The organism is Deltaproteobacteria bacterium, assembly GCA_029210625.1.
GTDB lineage: Bacteria > Myxococcota > Myxococcia > SLRQ01 > SLRQ01 > JARGFU01.
Map to the genome: position 1 here is coordinate 13,059 of JARGFU010000013.1, position 20,770 is coordinate 33,828.

19 protein-coding genes are annotated in these 20,770 nt (G+C 70.6%); 3 read left to right on the forward strand and 16 right to left on the reverse strand.

Annotated features, from left to right (window positions below):
- Positions 1 to 162 precede the first annotated feature (162 nt).
- Genes P1V51_13490 through P1V51_13545 form a run of 12 tightly spaced genes read right to left on the reverse strand, consistent with a single transcriptional unit; the run spans position 163 to position 13,023 of the window.
- Complete coding sequence (locus tag P1V51_13490) at positions 163 to 1,077, reverse strand: UbiA family prenyltransferase (protein MDF1564056.1); 915 nt, start codon at positions 1,075 to 1,077, stop codon at positions 163 to 165.
- Positions 1,074 to 2,156: a cytochrome c oxidase subunit II gene (gene coxB, locus P1V51_13495; GenBank protein MDF1564057.1), complete on the reverse strand. Its 1,083-nt coding sequence runs from the start codon at positions 2,154 to 2,156 to the stop codon at positions 1,074 to 1,076. The genes P1V51_13490 and coxB overlap by 4 nt, the downstream gene beginning before the upstream one ends.
- 3 nt (positions 2,157 to 2,159) lie before the next feature.
- Positions 2,160 to 2,423 carry a cytochrome C oxidase subunit IV family protein gene (locus tag P1V51_13500; GenBank protein ID MDF1564058.1) on the reverse strand — a complete coding sequence of 88 codons (264 nt, stop codon included), beginning with the start codon at positions 2,421 to 2,423 and terminating at the stop codon, positions 2,160 to 2,162.
- Positions 2,424 to 2,460: 37 nt separating this feature from the next.
- Positions 2,461 to 3,075, reverse strand: a complete 615-nt coding sequence (locus P1V51_13505; protein MDF1564059.1) for a cytochrome c oxidase subunit 3 family protein — start codon at positions 3,073 to 3,075, stop codon at positions 2,461 to 2,463.
- Positions 3,072 to 4,709 carry a cbb3-type cytochrome c oxidase subunit I gene (locus P1V51_13510; protein MDF1564060.1) on the reverse strand — a complete coding sequence of 546 codons (1,638 nt, stop codon included), beginning with the start codon at positions 4,707 to 4,709 and terminating at the stop codon, positions 3,072 to 3,074. Before P1V51_13510 ends, P1V51_13505 begins: the two co-directional genes overlap by 4 nt.
- A 4-nt stretch (positions 4,710 to 4,713) precedes the next feature.
- The gene (locus tag P1V51_13515) at positions 4,714 to 5,559 is read right to left on the reverse strand and encodes an SCO family protein (protein MDF1564061.1); all 846 of its coding nucleotides are present in this window, start codon (positions 5,557 to 5,559) and stop codon (positions 4,714 to 4,716) included.
- Between the two features lie 9 nt (positions 5,560 to 5,568).
- Positions 5,569 to 6,810 carry a quinol:cytochrome C oxidoreductase gene (locus P1V51_13520; GenBank protein MDF1564062.1) on the reverse strand — a complete coding sequence of 414 codons (1,242 nt, stop codon included), beginning with the start codon at positions 6,808 to 6,810 and terminating at the stop codon, positions 5,569 to 5,571.
- Entirely contained in the window at positions 6,810 to 7,463 is a 654-nt protein-coding gene (locus P1V51_13525; GenBank protein ID MDF1564063.1) for a cytochrome c, read from the reverse strand. The genes P1V51_13520 and P1V51_13525 overlap by 1 nt, the downstream gene beginning before the upstream one ends.
- Positions 7,460 to 8,038: a DUF3341 domain-containing protein gene (locus P1V51_13530; protein MDF1564064.1), complete on the reverse strand. Its 579-nt coding sequence runs from the start codon at positions 8,036 to 8,038 to the stop codon at positions 7,460 to 7,462. The genes P1V51_13525 and P1V51_13530 overlap by 4 nt, the downstream gene beginning before the upstream one ends.
- A 10-nt stretch (positions 8,039 to 8,048) precedes the next feature.
- The gene (gene nrfD / locus P1V51_13535; protein ID MDF1564065.1) at positions 8,049 to 9,476 is read right to left on the reverse strand and encodes a polysulfide reductase NrfD; all 1,428 of its coding nucleotides are present in this window, start codon (positions 9,474 to 9,476) and stop codon (positions 8,049 to 8,051) included.
- A 3-nt stretch (positions 9,477 to 9,479) separates the two neighbouring features.
- Positions 9,480 to 12,398: a 4Fe-4S dicluster domain-containing protein gene (locus P1V51_13540; GenBank protein MDF1564066.1), complete on the reverse strand. Its 2,919-nt coding sequence runs from the start codon at positions 12,396 to 12,398 to the stop codon at positions 9,480 to 9,482.
- Between the two features lie 4 nt (positions 12,399 to 12,402).
- A complete protein-coding gene (locus P1V51_13545) occupies positions 12,403 to 13,023 on the reverse strand; it encodes a cytochrome c3 family protein (protein ID MDF1564067.1) in 621 nt (206 codons plus the stop codon).
- 224 nt (positions 13,024 to 13,247) lie between these two features.
- Here P1V51_13545 and P1V51_13550 point away from each other — a divergent pair, with 224 nt between their 5' ends.
- The gene (locus P1V51_13550) at positions 13,248 to 14,819 is read left to right on the forward strand and encodes a sigma 54-interacting transcriptional regulator (protein ID MDF1564068.1); all 1,572 of its coding nucleotides are present in this window, start codon (positions 13,248 to 13,250) and stop codon (positions 14,817 to 14,819) included.
- A 46-nt stretch (positions 14,820 to 14,865) separates the two neighbouring features.
- Here the strand turns inward: P1V51_13550 and P1V51_13555 are convergent, their stop codons facing one another.
- From P1V51_13555 to P1V51_13570, 4 genes are read right to left on the reverse strand one after another with little or no spacing between them, the layout of a single operon-like run.
- Complete coding sequence (locus tag P1V51_13555) at positions 14,866 to 16,425, reverse strand: polyamine aminopropyltransferase (GenBank protein MDF1564069.1); 1,560 nt, start codon at positions 16,423 to 16,425, stop codon at positions 14,866 to 14,868.
- Positions 16,415 to 17,245, reverse strand: coding sequence for a DUF4178 domain-containing protein (locus tag P1V51_13560; protein MDF1564070.1), 831 nt, complete (start codon positions 17,243 to 17,245; stop codon positions 16,415 to 16,417). Before P1V51_13560 ends, P1V51_13555 begins: the two co-directional genes overlap by 11 nt.
- Positions 17,246 to 17,264: 19 nt before the next feature.
- The gene (locus P1V51_13565; protein MDF1564071.1) at positions 17,265 to 17,570 is read right to left on the reverse strand and encodes a DUF350 domain-containing protein; all 306 of its coding nucleotides are present in this window, start codon (positions 17,568 to 17,570) and stop codon (positions 17,265 to 17,267) included.
- 20 nt (positions 17,571 to 17,590) lie between these two features.
- On the reverse strand, positions 17,591 to 18,196 hold the full coding sequence (locus P1V51_13570) for a DUF4178 domain-containing protein (GenBank protein MDF1564072.1): 606 nt from the start codon (positions 18,194 to 18,196) through the stop codon (positions 17,591 to 17,593).
- Between the two features lie 31 nt (positions 18,197 to 18,227).
- Here P1V51_13570 and P1V51_13575 point away from each other — a divergent pair, with 31 nt between their 5' ends.
- On the forward strand, positions 18,228 to 20,270 hold the full coding sequence (locus tag P1V51_13575; GenBank protein MDF1564073.1) for a VCBS repeat-containing protein: 2,043 nt from the start codon (positions 18,228 to 18,230) through the stop codon (positions 20,268 to 20,270).
- A gap of 12 nt (positions 20,271 to 20,282) precedes the next feature.
- Positions 20,283 to 20,762, forward strand: coding sequence for a hypothetical protein (locus P1V51_13580; protein MDF1564074.1), 480 nt, complete (start codon positions 20,283 to 20,285; stop codon positions 20,760 to 20,762).
- Positions 20,763 to 20,770 lie beyond the last annotated feature (8 nt).

Consider the following 20,770-nt stretch of genomic DNA (forward strand, 5'->3'; position numbering starts at 1 on the left):
TGACGCCGGCTCCAGCCAATGCAGTGGTCAGGCCAATCCCTCCGGTGGGTGGATCGGGCCGCCAGAGGCCGAATCCGGGCTTCTGGGTCGGTTCGGGGTGCCACCCGGCGCACGCACCCGGGTAGGGCGCGTGGCGGTCGGCGGCCCCCGGGGGGGGGCGCTCTAGAAGAGCGCCGAGGAGGACAGACAGGCCATCATGACCAGGGCGTAGACGTTGATCCGGCCGAAGGCCCGGCCGGCGTCGCCGCGCTGGAGGGGGGCGCTGCCCAGCAGGCGCAGGGAGCGCAGGGCGAGCCAGACCGAGGCCACGATCAGCACCACCTGCAGCACGGGGGCCAGCGGTGAGAAGGCGGCCACGGCCACCGCCACGCCGGCCACGGCCGTGGAGAGGCTCCACAGGGCCGTCAGGCGCGCCAGGCGCTCGCGGCCCAGCTTCGTGCTGAGGGAGGGGAGCCCGGCGTCGGTGTACTGCTCACCGAACATCAGCAGCAGCAGCCAGAAGTGGGGCACCTGCCAGAGGAAGAAGAACACCGCCACCAGGCCGATGTAGGGGTCGAGCAGGCTGCCACCGGCGGCGACGAAGCCGATGAGGGGTGGCAGGGCGCCGATCACGGCGCCGGGGATGACGGCGAAGGCGGTGACGCGCTTGAGGGGCGTGTAGACCGCGTTGTAGCAGAGCAGCGCCGCCACCCCGAGGAGGGCGGCGAGGTTGCCGTGTTGCGGGATGGAGGCCAGCAGGGCCAGGCCGCCGAGGGAGAGCAGGACCGCGAGGTAGAGCGCCCCGGCGCGGCTGATGCGCCCGCCGGGGATGGGGCGCTGCGCCGTGCGCTTCATGCGCGCGTCGACCCGGGCGTCCTGCACGTGGTTGAGGGCGGAGGCGCCCGCCGAGAGCACGAAGGTCCCCAGCAGCGCCCAGAGGAGGCTCTCCCCCCAGGCGGCGGCCGGCCCCAGCAGGAAGCCGGTGACCGTCGTCAGCGTCACCATGATCGTGATGCGGACCTTGGTGAGCTCGGCCAGGAGCGCCAGGGCCCTCCTCACCGGGCCGGGCCGGGTCGCGCTCTGCTCCGACCGGCTCACGGCTTCGACTCCGCGGCCACCAGCTCCATGGCGCGCTCCAGCGGGAGGGTCTTCTGCACCGGCGCCACCTGGTCCAGCGACAGCTCCTTGATGAGGGCCGCCCAGGCCTCCGACGTGTCCTCGGGCTTCTGCGGCGCGAAGCCCTGCACGTACTTGGCCAGGGCGATCTTCTGCCAGGAGCTCAGGTTGGGGTAGGCGGCCATGGGGGTCCCGGGGACGCCGGCATGCAGGGTGCGAAACACGTCCACCTCGGCCGGGCTGCGCTTCCAGCCCTCGGCCTGGGTGAAGTTGCGCGCCACGCCGGGCATGCCGCTGCCGTCGCCGGCGGGCCCGTGGCAGGAGACGCAGAAGGTCTTGTAGAGCGGCTCGGCCTTGGCCAGCAGGGCGGCCTCGCTGCGCCAGTCCTCCGCGTCGGCGACGGGCGGCACGACGTCCTCGAGCTGCACCGGGCGGTTCTGCTCGGCCTTTCGCTCCAGGATCCAGTCCTCGTAGGCCTGCTCGGAGACCACCCGCAGGCGGCTGATCATCTTCGAGTGATCCTTGCCGCAGAACTCCGCGCAGAAGATGTGCGACTCCCCCTCCTCCTCGGGCAGGAACCACATCCAGCTCTTCTTGCCGGGCACCACGTCCTCCTTCACCCGGAACTCGGGGAGGAAGAAGCTGTGCAGGACGTCACCGGCGGGGGCCTGCAGCTTCAGCTTCACGGCGCGTCCCACCGGCACCACCAGCTCGGTGGTGTCCACCTTCTCCTCGGCGTAGTGGAAGCTCCAGACCCAGCGCTGCCCGGTCACCTCCACGATGAGCGGGTTCTCCGGCTCCGCGCGCATGAGGGCGAAGCCGTCATAGGCGACGAAGAACATCCAGCCGACGATGATGGTGGGCACGACCGACCAGGTGATCTCCAGCCAGAGGTGGCCGTCGTTCTGCGAGGTGACCGTGCTCCTGGAGCGCCGGAAGCGCACCACGAAGAAGACCATGACGGCGGTGATGGCCAGCAGCAGCAGCAGCGAGGTGCCGCCGATGAGGAGCATGGCCCGGTCGACGGCGCGGGCGATTTCCGAGGTCTCAGAAGAGAACATGGCTCACCTGAAGGAGTAGTCGACGAAGATGAGGCCGAGGGAGATCCCCAGGAACCCCAGGGCGGCCACGATCATGAACACGTAGAGGGGCCGCTCGTAGCGCACGTGCATGAAGTAGAGGGTCACCAGCCCGGCCTTGACGGAGGCGATGATGACCGCCGCCAGGACGGTGATGTTTCCGAGGGCCAGGTAGGAGACCCCCACCGTGGCGGCCGTGAGGAAGAGGAGGGCGCCCCAGACCTTCACGTAGAGGTCGTTGCTGACCACCGCGCCGTGTTCTTGGCTGTCCACAGTCACTCCGAGCTCAGTGGATGAGATAGAAGAGGGGGAAGAGGTAGATCCACACCAGGTCCACCAGGTGCCAGTACAACCCCGCGTTCACGAGGAAGTCCGGGCGCGCGGCCGAGGTGGTGCCGCGCTGCACGCGGCGCATGGCCAGGAGGAGCACCCCCGCGCCGATGACCACGTGCAGGGCGTGCAGGCCGGTCATGGCGAAGTAGAGCCCGAAGTAGATCTGCTCGCCCACGGGCTTCAGGAGCATGGTCTCCGAGGACGGGTAGATGTCGTGGCCGATCTTGGCGCTCCACTCGAAGGCCTTGATGACGCAGAAGACGCCCGCCATCGCCAGGGTGGCCAGGAGGGCCTGCACCGCGCGCTTCTTGTCGCCGCGCTCCAGCGCGCCGATGCCGAGGGCCACCGCCAGGCTGCTGGTGAGCAGGACGATGGTGTTGACGGTCCCCATCACGCGGTTGAGCTCGGCGCCGGCGTGGGCGAACTCCACGGGGTAGGTCTCGCGGTAGACCGCGTAGACGATGAAGAGCGCCCCGAAGAGCAGGACCTCGGTGAAGAGGAAGAGCCACATGCCGATCCGGTTGGCGGCCGGATCGTAGTGGGCGTGGACGGCGGCTTCCGAGCTCATGCCGAGACCTCCACCGGGTATTCGTAGGCGCCGCGGCTCAGGTCCGGGGCGCCGTGGAAGTTGAGGACCGGGGGCGGCGTGGCGGTGCGCCACTCGAGGGTGGCGCCACCCCAGGGGTCGTCGGCGGCCCGCGTCTCGCGGCGCAGTGACCACACCAGGTTGCCGAAGGCGAGCAGGAGCGAGCCCGCCATGACCCAGGAGCCCACGGTGGAGAGCTGGTGGAGGCTCGCGAACTCCTCGACGTAGAAGGCGTAGCGCCGCGGCATGCCGAGGCCGCCCGCGATGAAGAGGGGGATGTAGGTGAGGTTGAAGCCGATGAAGAAGAGCACCGCGGCCACGGTGGCCGTGCGCGCGTTGTACATGCGGCCGAAGATCTTCGGCCACCAGTAGTGCAGGCCCGCGATGAAGATGACGCCGGTGCCGCCGAACATCGTGTAGTGGAAGTGCGCCACGACGTAGGAGGTGTCGTGCAGGTGCACGTCCAGGGAGAGGCTGGCCACGGTGAGGCCGGTGAGGCCGCCGATGGCGAAGAGGAAGATGAACATCAGGGCCCAGAGCATGGGCGGCGCCAGCTGCACCGAGCCGCGGTACATGGTGGCGAGCCAGTTGAAGACCTTGATGGCGCTGGGGACCGCCACCAGGAAGGTCAGGGCGCTGAAGACGATGCGCGCCACGTCGGCCATGCCTGCCGTGAACATGTGGTGCGCCCACACCAGGGAGCCGATGCCGGCGATGGCCATCGACGAGAAGACGATGAACTTGTAGCCGAAGATGGTCTTGCGGCTGAAGGTGGGGATGATCTCCGAGACCACGCCCATGGCCGGCAGGATCATGATGTAGACGGCCGGGTGGGAGTAGATCCAGAAGAGGTGCTGGTAGAGCACGGGATCGCCGCCGCGGGCCGGATCGAAGATGGGGATGCCCAGGTAGCGCTCCATGAGCACCATGATGAGGGTGATGCCCACGACCGGCGTGGCCAGGATCTGCACCCAGCCCGTGGCGTAGAGGCTCCAGGTGAAGAGGGGCATCTGGAACCAGCCCATCTCCTTGGCGCGGAGCCGGTGCACGGTGGTCACGAAGTTCAGGCCCGTGAGGATGGAGCTCCACCCCAGGACGAAGGCCGCCAGCATGGGGACGACGACGTTGGCGTCGGTGTTGACCGAGTAGGGGACGTAGAAGGTCCAGCCGGTGTCAACGCCGCCGCCGAGGACGGCGACGAGCGCCAGGATGCCGCCCGCGACGTAGAAGTACCAGGAAGCCAGGTTCAGCCGCGGGAAGGAGACGTCCTCGGCGCCGATGAGGATCGGCAGGAAGAAGTTGCCGAAGACCGCCGGGATGCCGGGGATGATGAAGAGGAAGATCATCACCACGCCGTGGAGGGTCAGGAGCCGGTTGTAGATCTCGCCCGGATCCTCGAGGCCCAGCAGCGCTCCCACCGGCGCCAGCACGCCGGCCTCGGGATCGAAGAGGTGCAGCCGGAAGGTGAGCGCCAGCAGGACGGCGAAGGTGAAGAAGAACATCATCCCCGCGAGGTAGAGCAGGGCGATGCGCTTGTGGTCGGTGGTGGTGAGCCAGGACCAGAGGCCGCGCTCGGCGTTGAGGTAGCTGGTGTCGGTGGTGGCGTCGGCGGACATCACTTCAGTCTCCATTCGCCAGGGGCGGGTGGGGCGCGGGGACGGCGAGCCGCGGGCCCGGGCGCGCGTCGCCGTCCTCGCGGCGCTCGCCGTCTCGGCGCTTGCGGGTGACCAGGTAGATGCCGAAGCCGAAGGCGAAGAGCATCGTCACCGCGAGGATGATGCGGTTGGTGCGCAGCACGTAGGCGCGACCGACCGGGTCGTAGGCGAAGCACAGCTGCTGGATCTTGCGCATGAGGGGCCGCGGCCGGCCCACGGCGGCGTCCTCCACCGCCATGCGGACGTCCAGGGGGTTGAACTGCTGGCCGTGGAGGTACCGGCAGATCTTGCCCTCGGGGGAGAGGAAGACCACCACCCCGGGGTGGTTGAAGCCCTGGCCGTCCTCGGTGCGCGTGTAGTTGAAGCCCACCGCCTGGGTGATGCGGTCGATGGACGCCTGATCGCCAGTGAGGAAGCGCCACTCCTCCGGCTCGGGCGCGGTCTTCTTCATGCGGCGGAGGGTGGCGTCGCGCTTGAGGCGCGCCAGCTCCGGCGTGTCACCGGGGTCGAAGCTCACGGTGACGAGGCGGTAGGCCTCACCCACGTCGAGGCCGGCGTTGTCGGCGGCCTTCGAGAGGTCCTGCAGGAGGGGCGAGCAGATGCCGGTGCAGCGGTAGAAGACCAGCGAGAGGGCCACCGGGCGATCCATGAGCTCGCCCAGGCGCACGGGCTGCCCCTCCTCGTCGACGAGCACGACGTCGGCGATGTCGGCGACCTCGCCCAGGCGCTCGTCGACGCCCACGGCCGGCGCGGCCAGGGCCGGCGCGGCCTGCGAGGCGAGGAGGATGAAGAGGGGCAGTGCGGAGCGCATGGTCGGCCTCTAGAGGTGGATGTAGCGCCTCGACGCCTCGAGGAGCGGGTCGCCCACGGGCATCGGGGGGTGCTTCTTCAGGAAGCGCGCGATCTGGTGCAGGACGAGGCCGCCCAGGAGGAGGACCGGCCCCAGCATCAGCAGCGGGCGCAGCGCGCCGCTCACCAGGAGGGCGTCGGGGACGTTGGCGTCCATCTGCGGCGCGATGAGCCAGTAGAGGTCGACGGCCTGCCCCACCAGCAGCATGAGCGACACGGGCACCAGGACCCGCGGGTTGGTCTTGGAGGGCCGCGGCAGCAGGAGCAGGAAGGGGAGCACGAAGCGCAGGAGGGCGAGCACCACCGAGAGGACGAGCCACCCGCCGGTCGTGCGCTGCTCGTAGTAGAAGGTCTCCTCCGAGAGGTTCCCGTACCAGATGAGCATGAACTGGCTGAAGGCGATGTAGGCCCAGAAGCAGACGAAGGCGAAGAGGAGCACGCCCAGGCTGTAGAGCTGATCGTCGCGGATCCACCCCTCGCCGAGGCGGCCGGAGCGCTTCATCCAGACGACGGCGAGGGTGATGGCCGCCAGGGACGAGCTGAACATCCCGGCGAAGACGTAGACGCCGAACATGGTCGAGAACCACTTCGGCGAGAGGCTCATCAGCCAGTCGATGCCGGCGAAGGTGATGGTGACCCCGAAGAGCGCCACCAGGGCCGAGGACCAGCGCCGCAGGCGCAGGGTGGCCTCGGCGCCCACTTTGCCCTGGTCCTGGGCCAGGGAGGTACCCACGAAGAGCCGCTCGAAGAAGAGCCAGAGGGCGAAGAAGAGCACCGCCCGGATCACGAAGAAGGGCAGGTTGAGGTAGGGCGACTTCTCGTGCAGCAGGTGGTCGCTCGCCATCAGCTCGGCGTCGGCCCAGGGGAAGAGGTGGAAGCGGTCGTGCAGCAGGGCGAAGGCCAGCACCGGCACGAAGAGGAGCGCCACCAGCCAGAGCGGCGAGGAGAGCATCTCGGGGACGCGCCGGAGGACCACGGACCAGCGAGCGTGGGTGAGGTGCTGCAGGCCCACGAAGAGCAGGCTGCCCACGACGATGCTCCACACCAGGGCGTAGCCCCAGAGGTAGCCGTAGCCCACGGCCACCAGGCCGCCGTCGGCCAGCAGCGCCAGCAGGGTCAAGGTCAGGCCCACGCCCGCCAGCGCGATGCCGCCGCGCCCGAGGCCCGGGCTGCCCTTGGCGGCCGGCAGGGGTTCGTTCTTCGTCGCCTTCATCAGGGCAGATCCTCGGGCTGGGGGGTCTCGGAACGCTGGAGGGCGTGCAGGAACTGGATCACCTGCCACCGCTCCTGCTCGTCGAGCTTGCTGGCGTAGGAGGGCATGTTCCCCTTGCCCCGCGTGAGGATGTGGAAGAGGGCCCCGTCGGCGTAGCCGCGGGCCTTGTCGGTGTGCAGCGAGGGCGGCGCCGGGAAGCGCTCGGGCCCGATGACGCTGCCGTCGCCGTGTCCGCGGTCGCCGTGGCAGACCTTGCAGTAGATGCCGTAGATCTTCTGGCCCTCGCGCATGTCCTCGACGCTGACGGGAAGGGGGCTCACCAGCAGCTCTCCGGCTTGCGCCGCCCCCTGCTCGTCGGCGGGGAGGTGCAGGAGGGAGTAGGGCCGCGGCTGCTCCCGCGCCACGGTGCCGGGGACGGGGTCCCGGGCCACCAGCTGGCCCACGCCGGCCGCGTCGAAGCGCCGGCCGTAGGTCATCTGGGCCTTGCCCTTGGGCTGGGCGGCCATGCCGTTGAAGAACTCGACGAAGGGCAGCGCCACCAGGCCCACCGGGATCACGAAGGCCAGGATCACCGGCACCAGCAGCGCCGCCTTGAAGAGGTTGGGCGACCAGCGGGGCTCGAGGCCCGCCAGGAGATCGTAGAAACGCTTCATAGCAGTGGCTCGTCGTCCTGACGCTCCACCAGCGGGCGGACGTCCTCGCAGCCGCTGCGCTCCAGCAGCTCGCGGGCCCGGGCCTCGTCGTAGCTCGGGTCGTCGGCGTGGAGCACCACGGCGAAGCGATCCGAGGAGACCAGGCGCGCCACGTCGCTGTCGTGCAGCGGCGAGTGCCAGCGCCCGAGGCGGCCCATCCAGAAGAGAGACCCCACGGCGGCGAGGGCCGAGAAGAGGACGAAGACCTCGAACATGATGGGCACCAGGGCCGGCCAGGGGATGAAGGGCTTGCCGCCGATGTTGGTGGGGTACTGGTAGGAGCCCACGCCCACCTGCAGGGCGATCGCGCAGAGGAAGCCGATGCCGCCGAAGGTGAGGGCGACCCTGGACAGCTTCGAGGGGCGCAGGGCCATCGCGCCGTCGAGGCCGTGCACCGGGTAGGGCGTGTGGCAGTCCCAGCGGCTGTAGCCCGCGTCGCGCACGGCGGCGGCGGCGCTCATCAGATCGTTCACGTCGTCGAAGAGGCCGACGGTGCCCACGACGCGCTCGCTGCTCTCTGTGTTCGGGGTGGTCATCTCGCGTCTCCTAGTGCTGCGGCTGCGAGCCCGGCAGCAGGGCCTTCATCTCGGTGCTGGCCACGGTGGGGAGCAGCCGGCAGAAGATGAGCATCAGCGTGAGGAAGATGCCGAAGCTGCCGACCATCAGGCCGGCGTCCACCAGGGTGGGCTTGAACATGCCCCAGCTGCTGGGCAGGTAGTCGCGGTGCAGGCTGGTGATGACGATGACGAAGCGCTCGAACCACATGCCCACGTTCACCAGCAGCACGATGGGGTACATCAGCCACACGTTGCGGCGGACCTTCTTGATCCACAGGAACTGCGGCACGACCACGTTGCAGATGACCATGGTCCAGTAGGCCCAGGCGTAGGGCCCCAGGGCGCGGTTGAGGAAGACGTAGCGCTCGGCGGCCACGCCCGAGTACCAGGCCGTGAAGAACTCCATCGCGTAGGCGTAGCCGACCATCAGCGAGGTCACGATGACGATCTTGTTCATCAGCTCCACGGCGTCCGTGGTGATGATGTGCTCCAGGTGGAAGAAGCGCCGCAGGAGGATGATCAGCGTGGCCACCATCGCGAAGCCGCTGAGGATGGCGCCGGCGACGAAGTAGGGCGGGAAGATCGTCGTATGCCAGCCCGGGATCACCGAGACGGCGAAGTCGAAGGAGACGACCGAGTGCACCGAGAGCACCAACGGCGTCGCCAGACCGGCCAGCAGCAGGTAGGCCTTCTCGTAGTGCTGCCAGGCGCGGTGGGAGCCGGTCCAGCCCAGGCTCAGCAGGCCGTAGACGAGCTTGCGCAGGGGGTGCTTGGCGCGGTCGCGGGCCGTGGCCAGGTCGGGGATCAGGCCGACGTACCAGAAGAGGGCCGAGACCAGGCCGTAGGTGCCGACGGCGAAGACGTCCCACTCCAGGGGCGAGGTGAAGTTCTGGTAGATGCTCTGGCCGTTCGGGTAGGGGATCAGCCAGAACATGGCCAGCCAGGGCCGCCCGGTGTGGAGGAGCGGGAACTGCAGCGCGCAGAAGACCGCGAAGAGGGTCATGGCCTCGGCGAAGCGTGCGATGCCCGTCCGCCAGCGCTGCCGCAGGAGGTAGAGGATGGCGGAGATGAGGGTGCCGGCGTGGCCGATGCCCACCCAGAAGACGAAGTTGATGATGCCGAAGCCCCAGCCCACCGGCTGGTTGTTGCCCCAGGTGCCGATGCCGAAGAGCACCGTCCACACCAGCGACACCGCGTAGATGCCGGCCATGGCGCCGGTGATGGAGATCGCCACCCACCACCGCCGGGTGGGGAAGGACTCCATCGGGCGGAAGATGTCGTCGTCCAGCTGGCGCAGGGAGAGCTCCCCCTGCACGAGGGGGACGGGCTCCAGGGCGGCGCGCGCGCGGGACGCGGGCGCTCCGCCATCGCTCGCGGGGCTCACTGCCGGGGAGAGGGTTTCGGCGACCAGTGACATGCTCTAGTGCTCTTCGCCGCCCTCGTCGCCCGGCACGCTGGGACTCGGGTTCCGCAGCTGGGCGAGGTAGGTGACGTTGGGGTTGACGTTGAGCTCCTCGAGGACGTGGTAGCCCCGCGGGCCGGACTTCTTCTGGGCCACCTCGCTCCCGGCGTCGTTGACGTCGCCGAAGTGGATGGCCTGCGCCGGGCAGGCCACCTGGCAGGCGGTCTGCACGTCGCCGTCCTGCAGGGGCCGGCCCTCGTTCTTGGCGGTGTACTTGGCACCCTGGATGCGCTGGACGCAGAAGGTGCACTTCTCCATCACGCCCACGCCGCGAACCGTGACCTGCGGGTTGTGCACCAGCTCCAGCAGGGGCGTGCTGGTGCGCTTCTCCTGGTAGCGGCGGTAGTTGAAGCGCCGCACCTTGTAGGGGCAGTTGTTGGAGCAGTACCGGGTGCCCACGCAGCGGTTGTAGGCCATCTCGTTGAGCCCCTCGGGGCTGTGGGTGGTGGCCTTCACCGGGCAGACGTTCTCGCAGGGGGCGTCGTCGCAGTGCTGGCAGAGCATCGGCTGCTGGTGCACGGTGACGTCGTCCGGGTCCTCGCCGACCTCCTCGTAGCGGTCCACGCGGATCCAGTGCATGTCGCGGCCCACCGAGCAGTCATCGCGGCCCACCACGGCGATGTTGTTCTCGGACTGGCAGGCCGCCATGCAGGCGTTGCAGCCCACGCAGGCGTTGAGGTCGATGCTCATGCCCCACTTGTTGCCCTGCGCGTAGTCCTTGGGCGGGTACTGGCGCACGGCCTCGGGGACGTGCCGGGCGTGATCGACGAAGCGCGGGTCCGTGCGGAACTGCTCCACGGTGCCGTCGATGGCGATGGGACGGTGGTGGAGATCGAAGGTCTCCTGGGTGCGGACGGGGCGCTCGCCCTCGCCGGTGCGCTTCAGCTGCAGGGCGCCGGCCCAGGAGGGCGCGAAGCCACGGAGGGAGGCCAGGAGGGGGGCCACGTTCGTGCCGCCAGCCTCCCGGGCCACCCCGCCGCCGCTCTGGCCGTGGCCCAGCGTCAGGGCCACCACGCCGTCGGCGTTGCCTGGCTGGACCAGCACCGGCAGGCGCACCGTGTGGTCTCCGAGCTTCAGCTCGACCTCGTCGCCCTCGGCGAGCTCGAGGCGCCGCGCCGTCGCGACGCCCACCGCGGCGACGCCGCCCCACACCACCTTGCTCACGGGGTCGGGCAGCTCCTGCAGCCAGGCGTTGTTCGCGCCCCGGCCGTCGTAGAGGCCGGAGTGGGGGAGGATGACCGCCTCCAGACCCGAGGACGCGGTGCTCGCGACCGTCGCCGGGAGGTCCCCGCTGCGCGGCGGCAGCGGCTGCAGGCCGGGCGCGAAGCGGCCGCCCAGCTTGAGGGTGTCGAACCATTGCGCCTGGCTCTCCGGGGTGGGGTCTCCCCCGTTGAAGCGGTGCGCCAGGTAGACGTGCCAGTCCTCGAAGCCCTTGACGGGGTGCCCCTCCGGCGCCACGGCCTGGGTCCAGCGCAGCAGGCTCTCGGCCTCCTGGCGGCTCTCGAAGAGCGGCGCGATGACCGGCTGGCAGAGGCTCTCTCCCGCCTGGCCCCAGCGGCGGTCGTTCCAGCTCTCCAGGTTGTGGCAGCTGGGCAGCCGCACGCTCGCCGCCATCGCGGTGGCCGTGGGGAGCGCCGCGTGGACCACGCTGCGCTTGCCGTCGATCTTCAGCCCGTCCTCGACGGGGTTGGTGCCCAGCACCAGGACCAGGTCCGCCTCGGCCGCCGCCGCCTCGATGGCCTCGGGCGGGGTCACCGGCAGGGTCGCGGGCTCCGGATCCCAGCGCAGCAGAGAGGTGTGCGCGCCGATCCGCTCGTTGAGCCGCGCCACCTGGGCGTGGACGGCCTCGGGGAAGCGGGGGCCCGCCACCACCAGGGCCTGACCGGGGTGGGCCAGGAGGTCGGCGTGCAGGGCCTCGAGCAGGCGGGGGTCGAGGCCGTGGGTCCCGGCGAGGCGTCGCAGGGCGTCGCCCCCGCCCTCGAGGGCCGCGAGCAGCGCCGGCACCGCCGAGGGGCGCAGGCGCAGGCGGTGATCCGCCTTGGACCCGGTGAGGGTCATCGTGGACTCGACCACGTAGAGGCGGCTGGGATCGCTGGCCGGCGCATTGGCGTCGTCCACGCGCTTGCCGGCCGCGAAGCCGCGGATGTTCGCCAGGACCGCCCCGTCGTGCGCCAGGAAGTCCGAGTCGAGGCTCAGGATGACCTTGGCCCGGGCCAGATCCGGCACCACCTCGCCGTCGCTGCCGTAGAGCTTCGCCCAGGCGCTACGTCGAGGGGCGTCGTGCACGAGCTCGTGCACCAGGTGCTGGAGGCCCGGCACGAGCTCCCGCAGGGTGCCGATGAGGGCGCGCTCCGAGGGGCCCAGCTGGGAGCGGGTGAGGAGCAAGACCTTGCGCGCCTCGCGCAGGGCGCGGGCCACGTGGGCGTCGGCCTCCTCCCAGCTCACCTCGCCGCCCTCGAGGGCCGGCTTCTGCAGGCGATCGGGATCGTAGAGGCCGAGGATCATCGCCTGCATGGCCGCGGTGGAGGCGCCCCGGGCGACGGGGTGCTCCGGGTTGCCGTCGATCTTCACCGGGCGCCCGTCCACCGTCTTCACGAGGATGCCGTAGGGCAGGGGCCCGTCGGTCCAGGTGGAGGCGTAGTGCAGGGCCTGACCCGGCTTCTGGAACTCGGGGGCGCTCACCCGGCTGACGATGGTGCGGCGGGGCTTGCGGTCGCAGCCGGTCGCGCCCAGGGCCAGGGCGGCCGAGGCGCCCATGAGCTGCAGGAAGCCGCGCCGGCTCACCTCCGCCGGGGGCGCGAGGCGCTCCGCGTGCGTCTGCAGGACGGGCAGCTCCGGGCGCGGCGTTCGGGGGTCCGGGTGGTTGCGGTCGCTCATGGCGCTACCTGTGGCAGGTGGTGCAGGTGGTGGGCGCGCGCGTTCCGCTCGCCGGCTGGGGGACGGTGTCGGCGGTGGGGGCCGCCGCGGGCGCCTCGGCCTCGGGCGCCTGGCTGTGGCAGTCGATGCAGAAGGCCATCTTCAGGGCGTGCTCCCGGCGCAGGTGGGTCATCTGCTCGACCGGGCCGTGGCACTCCTGGCAGCGGAGGCCGGAGTTCACGTGGCGCGAGTGCTCGAAGTAGACGAAGTCGGCCACGTCGTTGACCTTGGTCCAGAGCACCGGCTCGCCGCGCTCCCAGTGCTGGAGCAGCGTCGCCAGGCCCGGCTTGAGGTCACCGGCGGGCGTCTTGGTCTGCACCTTGCTGTGGCAGTTCATGCAGGTGGAGAGCGCGGGCACGGTGGCGTGCGCTCCCTTGGACGCGTTCGAGTGGCAGTACTGGCAGTCGATGGCCAGGGTGCCGGCGTGCAGCTCGTGGCTGAAGGGGATCGGCTGGGAGGGCGTGTAGCCGCTCTCGACCCGCGAGGGCCAAAGGGAGAACACCCCCAGGGCCAGGCCCAGGACGACCGAGCCAACCACGGTCGCCAGTGCGAGGTAGACCCTCTGATCGAAGCGCTTGCTGAACACGGCGGCTCCCTGCATCCCGCTGCTCCGAAAATGGAGCACCCTGGAGCGCTCCAGAGCAGCCGCCGTGCCAAGATCGCTACTTTTGGAAAATGATTCTCATTCCAGGCTGTTGCGCGATCTCGCCGATCCCGCCCCTCCGGGCGAACGCGAAATCTGGCGTTCGGTGTCGCGCGATTTCGTGATCCTGGTCGCCAGGTGGCGATATTTCGTGGTAGTTGGAGGCGATGGAGACCAAGCGAACCCTCGACTACCGGACGGACCTGGAGCGCGCCATGCGCCTGGCCGCCCGGCCGGAGCGCATCGAGGCCTTGCTCAGCGACGCCCTCGACGCCCTCGCCAGCGTCATCCCCTATGACCTGGCGACCGTCATGGAGTTCAGCGGGGTGGACGAGCTCAAGCCGCGCATGTACCGCGGGCCGCTGGCGCGGCCGGAGATCGCCGAGCTGCGGCTGAACCTGGAGAACGCCCCCGCCGTCAAGGAGCTCCTGCACCAGCGCAAGGCGCGGGCCTTCACCGAGGCGGACCACCGGGAGAGCGGCGACATCTACGACGACCTCCTGGCCCTGCCCCACGGCCACTCCTGCATGGTGGTGCCGCTCTACGCCGACGAGGAGGACCTGGGGATCCTCACCCTGGACCGCGTCCAGTGCGAGACCTACAGCGACGAGATCGTCCGGCTGGGCACGGTCTACGGGCACCTCATCGGCCTGGCCCTCAACTACGCGGAGCAGTCCTCGGTGCTGCTGCGGCTGCGCGCGCAGCTCCAGGAGCAGAACGCGCTGCTGCTCTCGGCGGACCCCGGGCGCAGCCGGGCCACCGACCTCGTCGAGGCCTGCGCCAGCCCGGGCATGCGCGAGGTGGTGCGCCTGGCCCGGCAGGTCGCGCTTAGCGACGCGCCGGTGCTCATCACCGGCGAGACGGGGACCGGCAAGGAGGTGCTGGCCAGCGCCATCCACGGCTGGAGCCGCCGCCACGACCGCCCCATGACGACCGTGAACTGCGCCGCGCTGCCGCCGAGCCTCATCGAGACCGAGCTCTTCGGCCACACCAAGGGCGCCTTCAGCGGCGCGGTGAGGGATCGGCTGGGCCGCTTCCAGGTGGCGAACGGCGGCACGCTGATGCTCGACGAGATCGGCGAGCTGCCCCTCGAGATGCAGGCCAAGCTGCTGCGCGTGCTGCAGGAGGGCGCCTTCCAGCCGGTGGGCAGCGACGACGAGGTGAGGGTGGACGTGCGCATCATCGCCGCCACCCACGTGAACCTGCAGGAGGCGGTGTCCGAGGGGCGCTTCCGCGAGGACCTCTATTACCGCCTCTGCGTCTTCCCGCTGGTGGTGCCGCCCCTGCGACAGCGCGTGGACGACCTGCCGGTGCTGGTGGAGGCCTGCCTGGACAAGCTGCAGCAGCAGACGGGCCGGGGTCCCTGGACGGTGTCGGGCCCGGACCTGACGCGCCTCCGGGCCCATGCCTGGCCGGGCAACGTGAGGGAGCTCTACAACGTGCTCGAGCGCGCCACCATCGTCTCGGGGCAGGCCGGGCCCCTGCACATCGGTGCCCTGCAGCCCGGCGCCGCCGAGGTGCCCACCCCGGCCGCCGCCCCCGGCGAGGAGCCCTTCCCGAGCCTCGCCGACATGGAGCGCGTGCACTTCGAGGCGGCCCTGCGCCGCGCCGGCGGCAAGCTCTACGGCAAGGGGGGCGCCGCGGAGCTCCTCGGCCTCAACCCCAGCACCGCCAAGAGCCGCATGCTCAAGCTCGGCCTGGGCGGAGCGCGCTCGTTCAAGAAGAGCCTGGAGGGCTGAGGGCGCACCCCGCGCCCGCGGACCACCCTCACGGCGGCGGGTGCCTTCAGAAGAGGTGGGTGCGCCAGCCGGCCTCGAAGAGGGCCGGCAGCTGGGGCGACATCAGGGTGTGCGGGGGGACCTCCAGGCGGGCGAGGTCCGGCGGGAAGACGAAGAGGGTGGGCAGGGTCTCCGTGGTGAGGAAGCGGCCCTCGCGGGGCAGCCGGATCCGCGCCGGATCGAGCTTCGCCTCCCGGCTCGCCGCGACGAAGCCCCACTCGCCGAAGCTCGGCACGTTCACCCGGTAGGGCAAGGTCGAGAGGCCGGCGGCGCGCAGCCCCGCCTCGATGCACCAGTAGGCCTTCCGGGCGAAGTAGGGCGAGCCGGCCTGGGTGACGGCGACCCCGCCCGGCGCCAGGCGCGCGGCGACCTGCCGGTAGAACTGCACCGAGTAGAGGCGGGCCAGCTCCGGGGTCGAGGGGTCGGGGAGGTCCACCAGGATCGCGTCGAAGCGACGCTCGCCCGCCTCCCGCAGGAAGAGGAGCGCGTCGGTGTTGACGATCTCGACCCGCTCGTCGGCGAGCACCCCCTCGTTCGCCTTCAGCAGGAGGGGGTGGCGGCGAGCGAGGTCGGTGACCATCGGATCGAGGTCGACCAGGGTGACCGCCTCGACCGCCTCGTGGCGCAGCACCTCGCGCAGGGCCAGCCCGTCGCCGCCGCCGAGGATGAGCACCCGCCGCGGGGCCTCGAGGAGCCCGAGGGGGACGTGCACCAGGGGCTCGTGGTAGCGCGCCTCGTCGCCGGTGAAGAACTGCAGGTGCCCGTTGAGGTAGAGCGAGGCCTCGCCGCTCTCGTGGGTCGTGAGGGCCAGCGCCTGGTAGGGGCTGCGCTCGGCGTAGACCAGCTCCTCGGGCCGGTAGAGGCGCTCGTCGATGAGGCTGGTGAGGGTCGTGGCGGCGCCGAGCCCGATCACCACCAGCGCGAAGGCCGCGCCCACCGCGGCGACGAGGCGGCGCGGCAGCCCGGCCTCGCGGCGGTAGGCCAGGAGGATCAGGATCGCGCCGAGGAGGTTGAAGAGGGAGGCGAAGAGGGCGGTGCGGGCGAGGCCGAGCTTCGGGTAGAGGAGGAAGGGGTAGAGGACGCTCGCCAGCAGGGCGCCGCCGTAGTCGATGGCCAGGACGCTGGAGAGCACGAGGCGGAGCTCGCCGTAGCGCCGCAAGGCCCGGGTCAGCAGCGGCACCTCGAGGCCGACCCCGCCGCCGACCACCAGGATGCAGGCGTAGAGCATCAGGCGGGCGAGGTGGGTGGCCCCGGCGAAGACGCCGAAGAGGGCCAGCACCGAGTAGCCTCCGACCAGGGCGACGATCACCTCGACGGCGATCAGCGAGCCGAGGATCCGGCTGCGGACGAAGCGGGAGGCCCAGGAGCCCACGCCCATCGAGGCCAGGAAGACCCCGAGGGTCAGCGACCACTCGGTGACCGAGTCGCCCAGGAGGAAGGAGGCGGTCGTACCCAGGAGCAGCTCGTAGAGGATGCCGCTGGTCGCGGCGACCCCCACAGCGGCCAGGAGGGCGCCGGCCTCCCGGCGCTCGACCCGCCCGAAGGGGGCGGGCGCCTCACTTGCCAAAGGAGTAGCCACCGCTGCTGTAGCCGCCGCGGTGGTAGCCACCGATGCCGCCGCACTCGTCCATGATCGTGAAGGCCACGATGACCGCCACGATGATCAGGTAGATCATCGCCTTCACCGGGGGGGTGACGCCGAGCTGATCGAGGACGTCCTCCCCGTCGTCGTCGGAGTCCCAGTCGTCGCCGTCCTCCTGGAGGTAGCAGCCGGCCTCCAGCTCGGCCCGGGTCATGCCGAAGAGCTGGACGATCCGGCCCTTGGAGACCGGGGCCACGTCGAAGATCTCGAGCTCGCGCTCGGTCCACTCCATGGCGACCTCGCGGGCGTCGAGCCAGCGCACGGTCTGACCCACCGCGGCCTTCCAGGTGAGCTCGCCTTCGATGCGCTGGATCGAGGCGGCGCCGAAGTCACGACAGAGGTGCTTCTTGCCGCCGAGCTCGAAGGTGCCGGTGCACTCGAGGGGATCGACCGGCTCGGTGAGGCGCCGCGGCGTGTAGAAGGAGAAGCGGCCGTCGTCGTACTGGATCCAGAAGGAGCGGCCGTCCTCGGCCTGCAGCAGCCACTCGTCCCAGTGGAAGCCGTCCTCCTCGAAGCGGATCTGCCCCAGGATGCGCCACTTCGTTCCGTCGTCGTCGGTGGCGATCTGACCCACCTGCAGCGGAGCGATCAGCGGGTCGCGCTGCACCACCCCGAGGAAGGCGTAGTCGGGGCTGGTCAGATCCAGCTGGGCGCCGCAGAACTGACAGACGCAGATCTTGGCCCGGGGGTTGTGAACCTCGAGCGGCGCACCACAGTTGGTGCAGGTGATGCTCCTGGCGGCCATCGAGCCTACGCGGCGTCCCTCAGGAGAGGATGGTCGCCGCGATGATGATCGAGATGCCCAGCGTCATCGCCGCCATCACCATGCCCACGGCGGTGTTGTGGTCCTCCTCCAGCTCCTTGCGGACCGAGAAGGGGGTCGTCCACTCGAAGACCTTCTGGCCGAGGACGGCGAGCAGGATGCCCAGGACGCCATAGACCACGGTGCCGATCACGCCGCGGAGCAGGCCGTCGAAGGTGCCGGGCTCGGGAGTCTGCGCGAAGGTGGGGGCCGCGACGAGCATGGAGACCACACCCACGAAGAGGGCGCGGTGAAGGGTGGAACGCATTTCGATCCTCCTGTTCGAGATCAGACCGTCAGGTCCTGGGCCTCGAGGGCCCGGCCGACGAAGAGCACCGTCATCCGGGCGGTGGCCATCACGATGGCCTGCTGGCCGTCCAGCACCCCATCGACGTAGTCGAAGTGTTCTCCCACCGAGAGGTAGGAGGTGATCTGGCCCTGGCCGCCGATCAGGGAGGCCTCGCCGAGCTCGCTGACGAAGACCGGGCGACCCTCCACCGAGACCGTGGCGCCGAGGCCCACGCTGCCGAGGTCCAGGCCCAGCTCGCCGGGCGGGCCGAGCTGCACCCGCTCCGAGAAGAAGGTCAGCTCACCTTCGTCGTCCTGCAGCCAGCCGAGGCTGCCGTCCTCGAAGAAGAGGCTCCACTCGTCCCAGGTGCCGTCCTCGTAGTCGTAGCGGACCCTCCCCAGGGCGGTGAAGGGGCGGCCCAGCAGCTGGCCGGTCCGACCCACCTCCAGGCGGGAGGGGAGCTCGGCCAGGGGGGCGACCTTTCCGGCCAGGGAGAGCTCGCCCTGGTAGACGAGGCTGTAGGCGTTGCAGTATTCGCAGACCACGACCTGCACTGCGCCGCTGGTCTCCAATTGCGCTCCGCACTGGGGGCAGGTCGTCGTCATCGGTAGCGAAGGCATAGGCGAAAGAACCACCATGAAGCAAGGCAAGCGGATCCTCCTCGCCCTGGCGCTCTCCCTGGTCTTCCTCCCCGGCTGTCCGCGGAAGCCGAGCGGCGATCCGCCGCCCCCCCGCTGCGGCGAGTGCGGCCCCTACCAGGTCTGCGGTCCCGCGGGCACCTGCATCCCGGCGGGCAACCCGGCGGCGGACTGCGCCGAGTACGAGCGCTGGGATCCCGCCGGCGAGTACTGCATCTACGATCTGCCCGCGGCCTGCACCGCCGGGGCGATGTATCTCCCCGGGGCGCAGGCCTTCCGCCTGGCCGAGTGGGGCCTCGAGGGCATGGGCGTCACCGGCCAGCGCCTCGGCGCGGTGGACCTCGATGACGACGGCCGCGCCGAGCTGGTCGTCCGCAAGATCGGGGATCACGAGGCGGCCCAGGCCTCGAACCCCGACGTCGAGCTGGTCTGGGTGCTGCACAACACCGGCGACGCCTCGGGGGTCTCCTTCGTCGACGTCACCGAGGCCACGGGCCTCTTCCGGCGCCGGGACGGGGACGCCACCCGCACCCGGCCCGCCGAGATCGTGATCTTCGCCGACGTGAACGGCGACGGTCACCTCGACGCCTACACCGCTGGCGGCGCCCCCAACGGCGGCGCGGAGACCGCCGAGCTGATGCTGGGCGACGGCGCCCTGGGCTTCACCCTCGGCGCCGAGGCCAACCCCGCCCGCCACGCCGGCGACGAGGGCAACCCGGTGGGGGCGACCTTCCTCGACGCCTCCCTCGACGGGCGCGTCGATCTCTTCGTGGGGACCCCCGAGCAGGATCGCTTCTACCTGGGGCTGGGCACCGACGAGCTCCCCGACACCACCGATCGGCAGGGGCTGCTCACCCTGCCCTGGATGGACGCCGCCACGGTGAACGCGGGGCTGGCCCACACCAACTCCTGGAGCACCCTGGCCTGCGATCTCGACGGCGACGGCTACAGCGAGCTGCTCTCCTCCTCCTACGGCCGGGCGCCCAACCACCTCTGGCTGAACCAGCCCGGGGAGGAGGGCAGCATCACCTTCGCCAACCACTCGGTTGCTTCCGGCTACGCCTTCGACGAGGACCTGGACTGGACCGACAACCAGAGCGCCCGCTGCCACTGTCAGCTCCACCCCTCGGACGAGGACTGCGCCGGGGTCCCCCGTCCGACCTTGATCAACTGCCGGACCGACGCCGACGCCTTCCGCTGGAACCACCCCACCGACCGCGAGCCCTTCCGCCTCGGCGGCAACTCGGGCACGACCGTCTGCGCCGACCTCAACGGTGACGGCCGGATGGATCTCTTCACCACCGAGATCGTCCACTGGGACGTCGGCGGCAGCTCCGACCGCAGCGAGATCCTGGTGAACTCCGGCGAGGCGCCGCTGCGCTTCGTGCGGCCGGGGCGGGGACCGACCGGTCTCTTCCGGCAGCACTCCGAGCCCGACTTCAACGAGGGCGACATGACCGCCGCCGCCTTCGACTTCGACAACGACGGGCGGATCGACCTCTACGTCGGCGACTCGGACTACCCGGGCACCCACGGGCTGCTCTACCAGCAGTACGCCTCCGGGGTCTTCGACGAGGTGCCGGTGGGCGAGGGGATCGATCAGCTGCGCAGCCATGGCATGGCGGTCGCGGACTTCGATCGCGACGGCGACCTCGACATCGTGGTGGGCCACTCCAGCGCCCGCTGCTACGGGGAGTGCTACTCCACCTTCGAGATCCGGGCCTTCGAGAACGTCATCGGCCAGGACGGCAACTGGCTGCAGATCGAGCTGCGCGATCCAACCCTGCCCAACACCCGGGCCATCGGCGCGCGCCTCGAGCTGCGCACGGCGAGCGGCGCCCAGGTCCGGCAGATCGACGGCGGTCACGGGCAGGGCGGCATCCAGCACGACCTGGTCCAGCACTTCGGCCTGGGCGTCGACTGCGAGGCCCGGCTGACGATTCACTGGCCCGAGGCGGGCAGCGAGCCACAGGTGGTCCACCTGCCGGCGGGCCACCGCTTCCGGATCACCCGGGGCGAGGGTGTCGAGCTCCTCGACTAGAAAGGAAGAGCGATGGGCGGGGGTAAGATCATCGGGATGGCCGTCTTCTTCACGCTGGCGGTCGCCGGGCTCGCCGGAGCCGCGCTGGCCATCATGTCCTTCATGGACGTGGGCGGCTCGGCGGGCGACGACAAGCGGCCGGTGTTGCGGATGGCGGGTGACAACCTGCGGCCCGGCAGCGACGGCCTCAACCTGCTGCGGGTCCTCGGCGGCGCCGACTGCAGCGCCAAGGAGGAGGAGGTCGAGCGCTGGGTCTTCCGCGTCCGGCCCGACGAGAAGCCCGCGAGCGCCGGGGGCGCCTGCGAGGCCGCGCCGGGCGACCTCGTGGTCTGGGTGAAGGACCGGAAGGTCGCCGCCTTCGAGCCGGTGCACGGCGAGAGCGAGGTCGTGAAGGACGAGGCGGGCTTCCAGCAGTACCAGCGCCGCTACGCCCGGGCGCCGGTCGAGGAGCCGGGGCTCCTCGAGCAGACCGTGCAGGTCGTCGGCGAGTAGGCGCCGCG

Bases quoted from the DNA above. Each gene is read 5' to 3' on its own strand.
- P1V51_13550 (MDF1564068.1), top strand. From the start codon at position 13,248: ATGGAGACCAAGCGAACCCTCGACTACCGGACGGACCTGGAGCGCGCC.
- P1V51_13565 (MDF1564071.1), bottom strand. From the start codon at position 17,570: ATGCGTTCCACCCTTCACCGCGCCCTCTTCGTGGGTGTGGTCTCCATG.
- P1V51_13505 (MDF1564059.1), bottom strand. From the start codon at position 3,075: ATGAGCTCGGAAGCCGCCGTCCACGCCCACTACGATCCGGCCGCCAAC.
- P1V51_13525 (MDF1564063.1), bottom strand. From the start codon at position 7,463: ATGAAGCGTTTCTACGATCTCCTGGCGGGCCTCGAGCCCCGCTGGTCG.
- P1V51_13570 (MDF1564072.1), bottom strand. From the start codon at position 18,196: ATGACGACGACCTGCCCCCAGTGCGGAGCGCAATTGGAGACCAGCGGC.
- P1V51_13520 (MDF1564062.1), bottom strand. From the start codon at position 6,810: ATGAAGGCGACGAAGAACGAACCCCTGCCGGCCGCCAAGGGCAGCCCG.
- P1V51_13540 (MDF1564066.1), bottom strand. From the start codon at position 12,398: ATGAGCGACCGCAACCACCCGGACCCCCGAACGCCGCGCCCGGAGCTG.
- coxB (MDF1564057.1), bottom strand. From the start codon at position 2,156: ATGTTCTCTTCTGAGACCTCGGAAATCGCCCGCGCCGTCGACCGGGCC.
- P1V51_13515 (MDF1564061.1), bottom strand. From the start codon at position 5,559: ATGCGCTCCGCACTGCCCCTCTTCATCCTCCTCGCCTCGCAGGCCGCG.
- P1V51_13575 (MDF1564073.1), top strand. From the start codon at position 18,228: ATGAAGCAAGGCAAGCGGATCCTCCTCGCCCTGGCGCTCTCCCTGGTC.
- nrfD (MDF1564065.1), bottom strand. From the start codon at position 9,476: ATGTCACTGGTCGCCGAAACCCTCTCCCCGGCAGTGAGCCCCGCGAGC.
- P1V51_13560 (MDF1564070.1), bottom strand. From the start codon at position 17,245: ATGGCCGCCAGGAGCATCACCTGCACCAACTGTGGTGCGCCGCTCGAG.
- P1V51_13580 (MDF1564074.1), top strand. From the start codon at position 20,283: ATGGGCGGGGGTAAGATCATCGGGATGGCCGTCTTCTTCACGCTGGCG.
- P1V51_13510 (MDF1564060.1), bottom strand. From the start codon at position 4,709: ATGTCCGCCGACGCCACCACCGACACCAGCTACCTCAACGCCGAGCGC.
- P1V51_13530 (MDF1564064.1), bottom strand. From the start codon at position 8,038: ATGACCACCCCGAACACAGAGAGCAGCGAGCGCGTCGTGGGCACCGTC.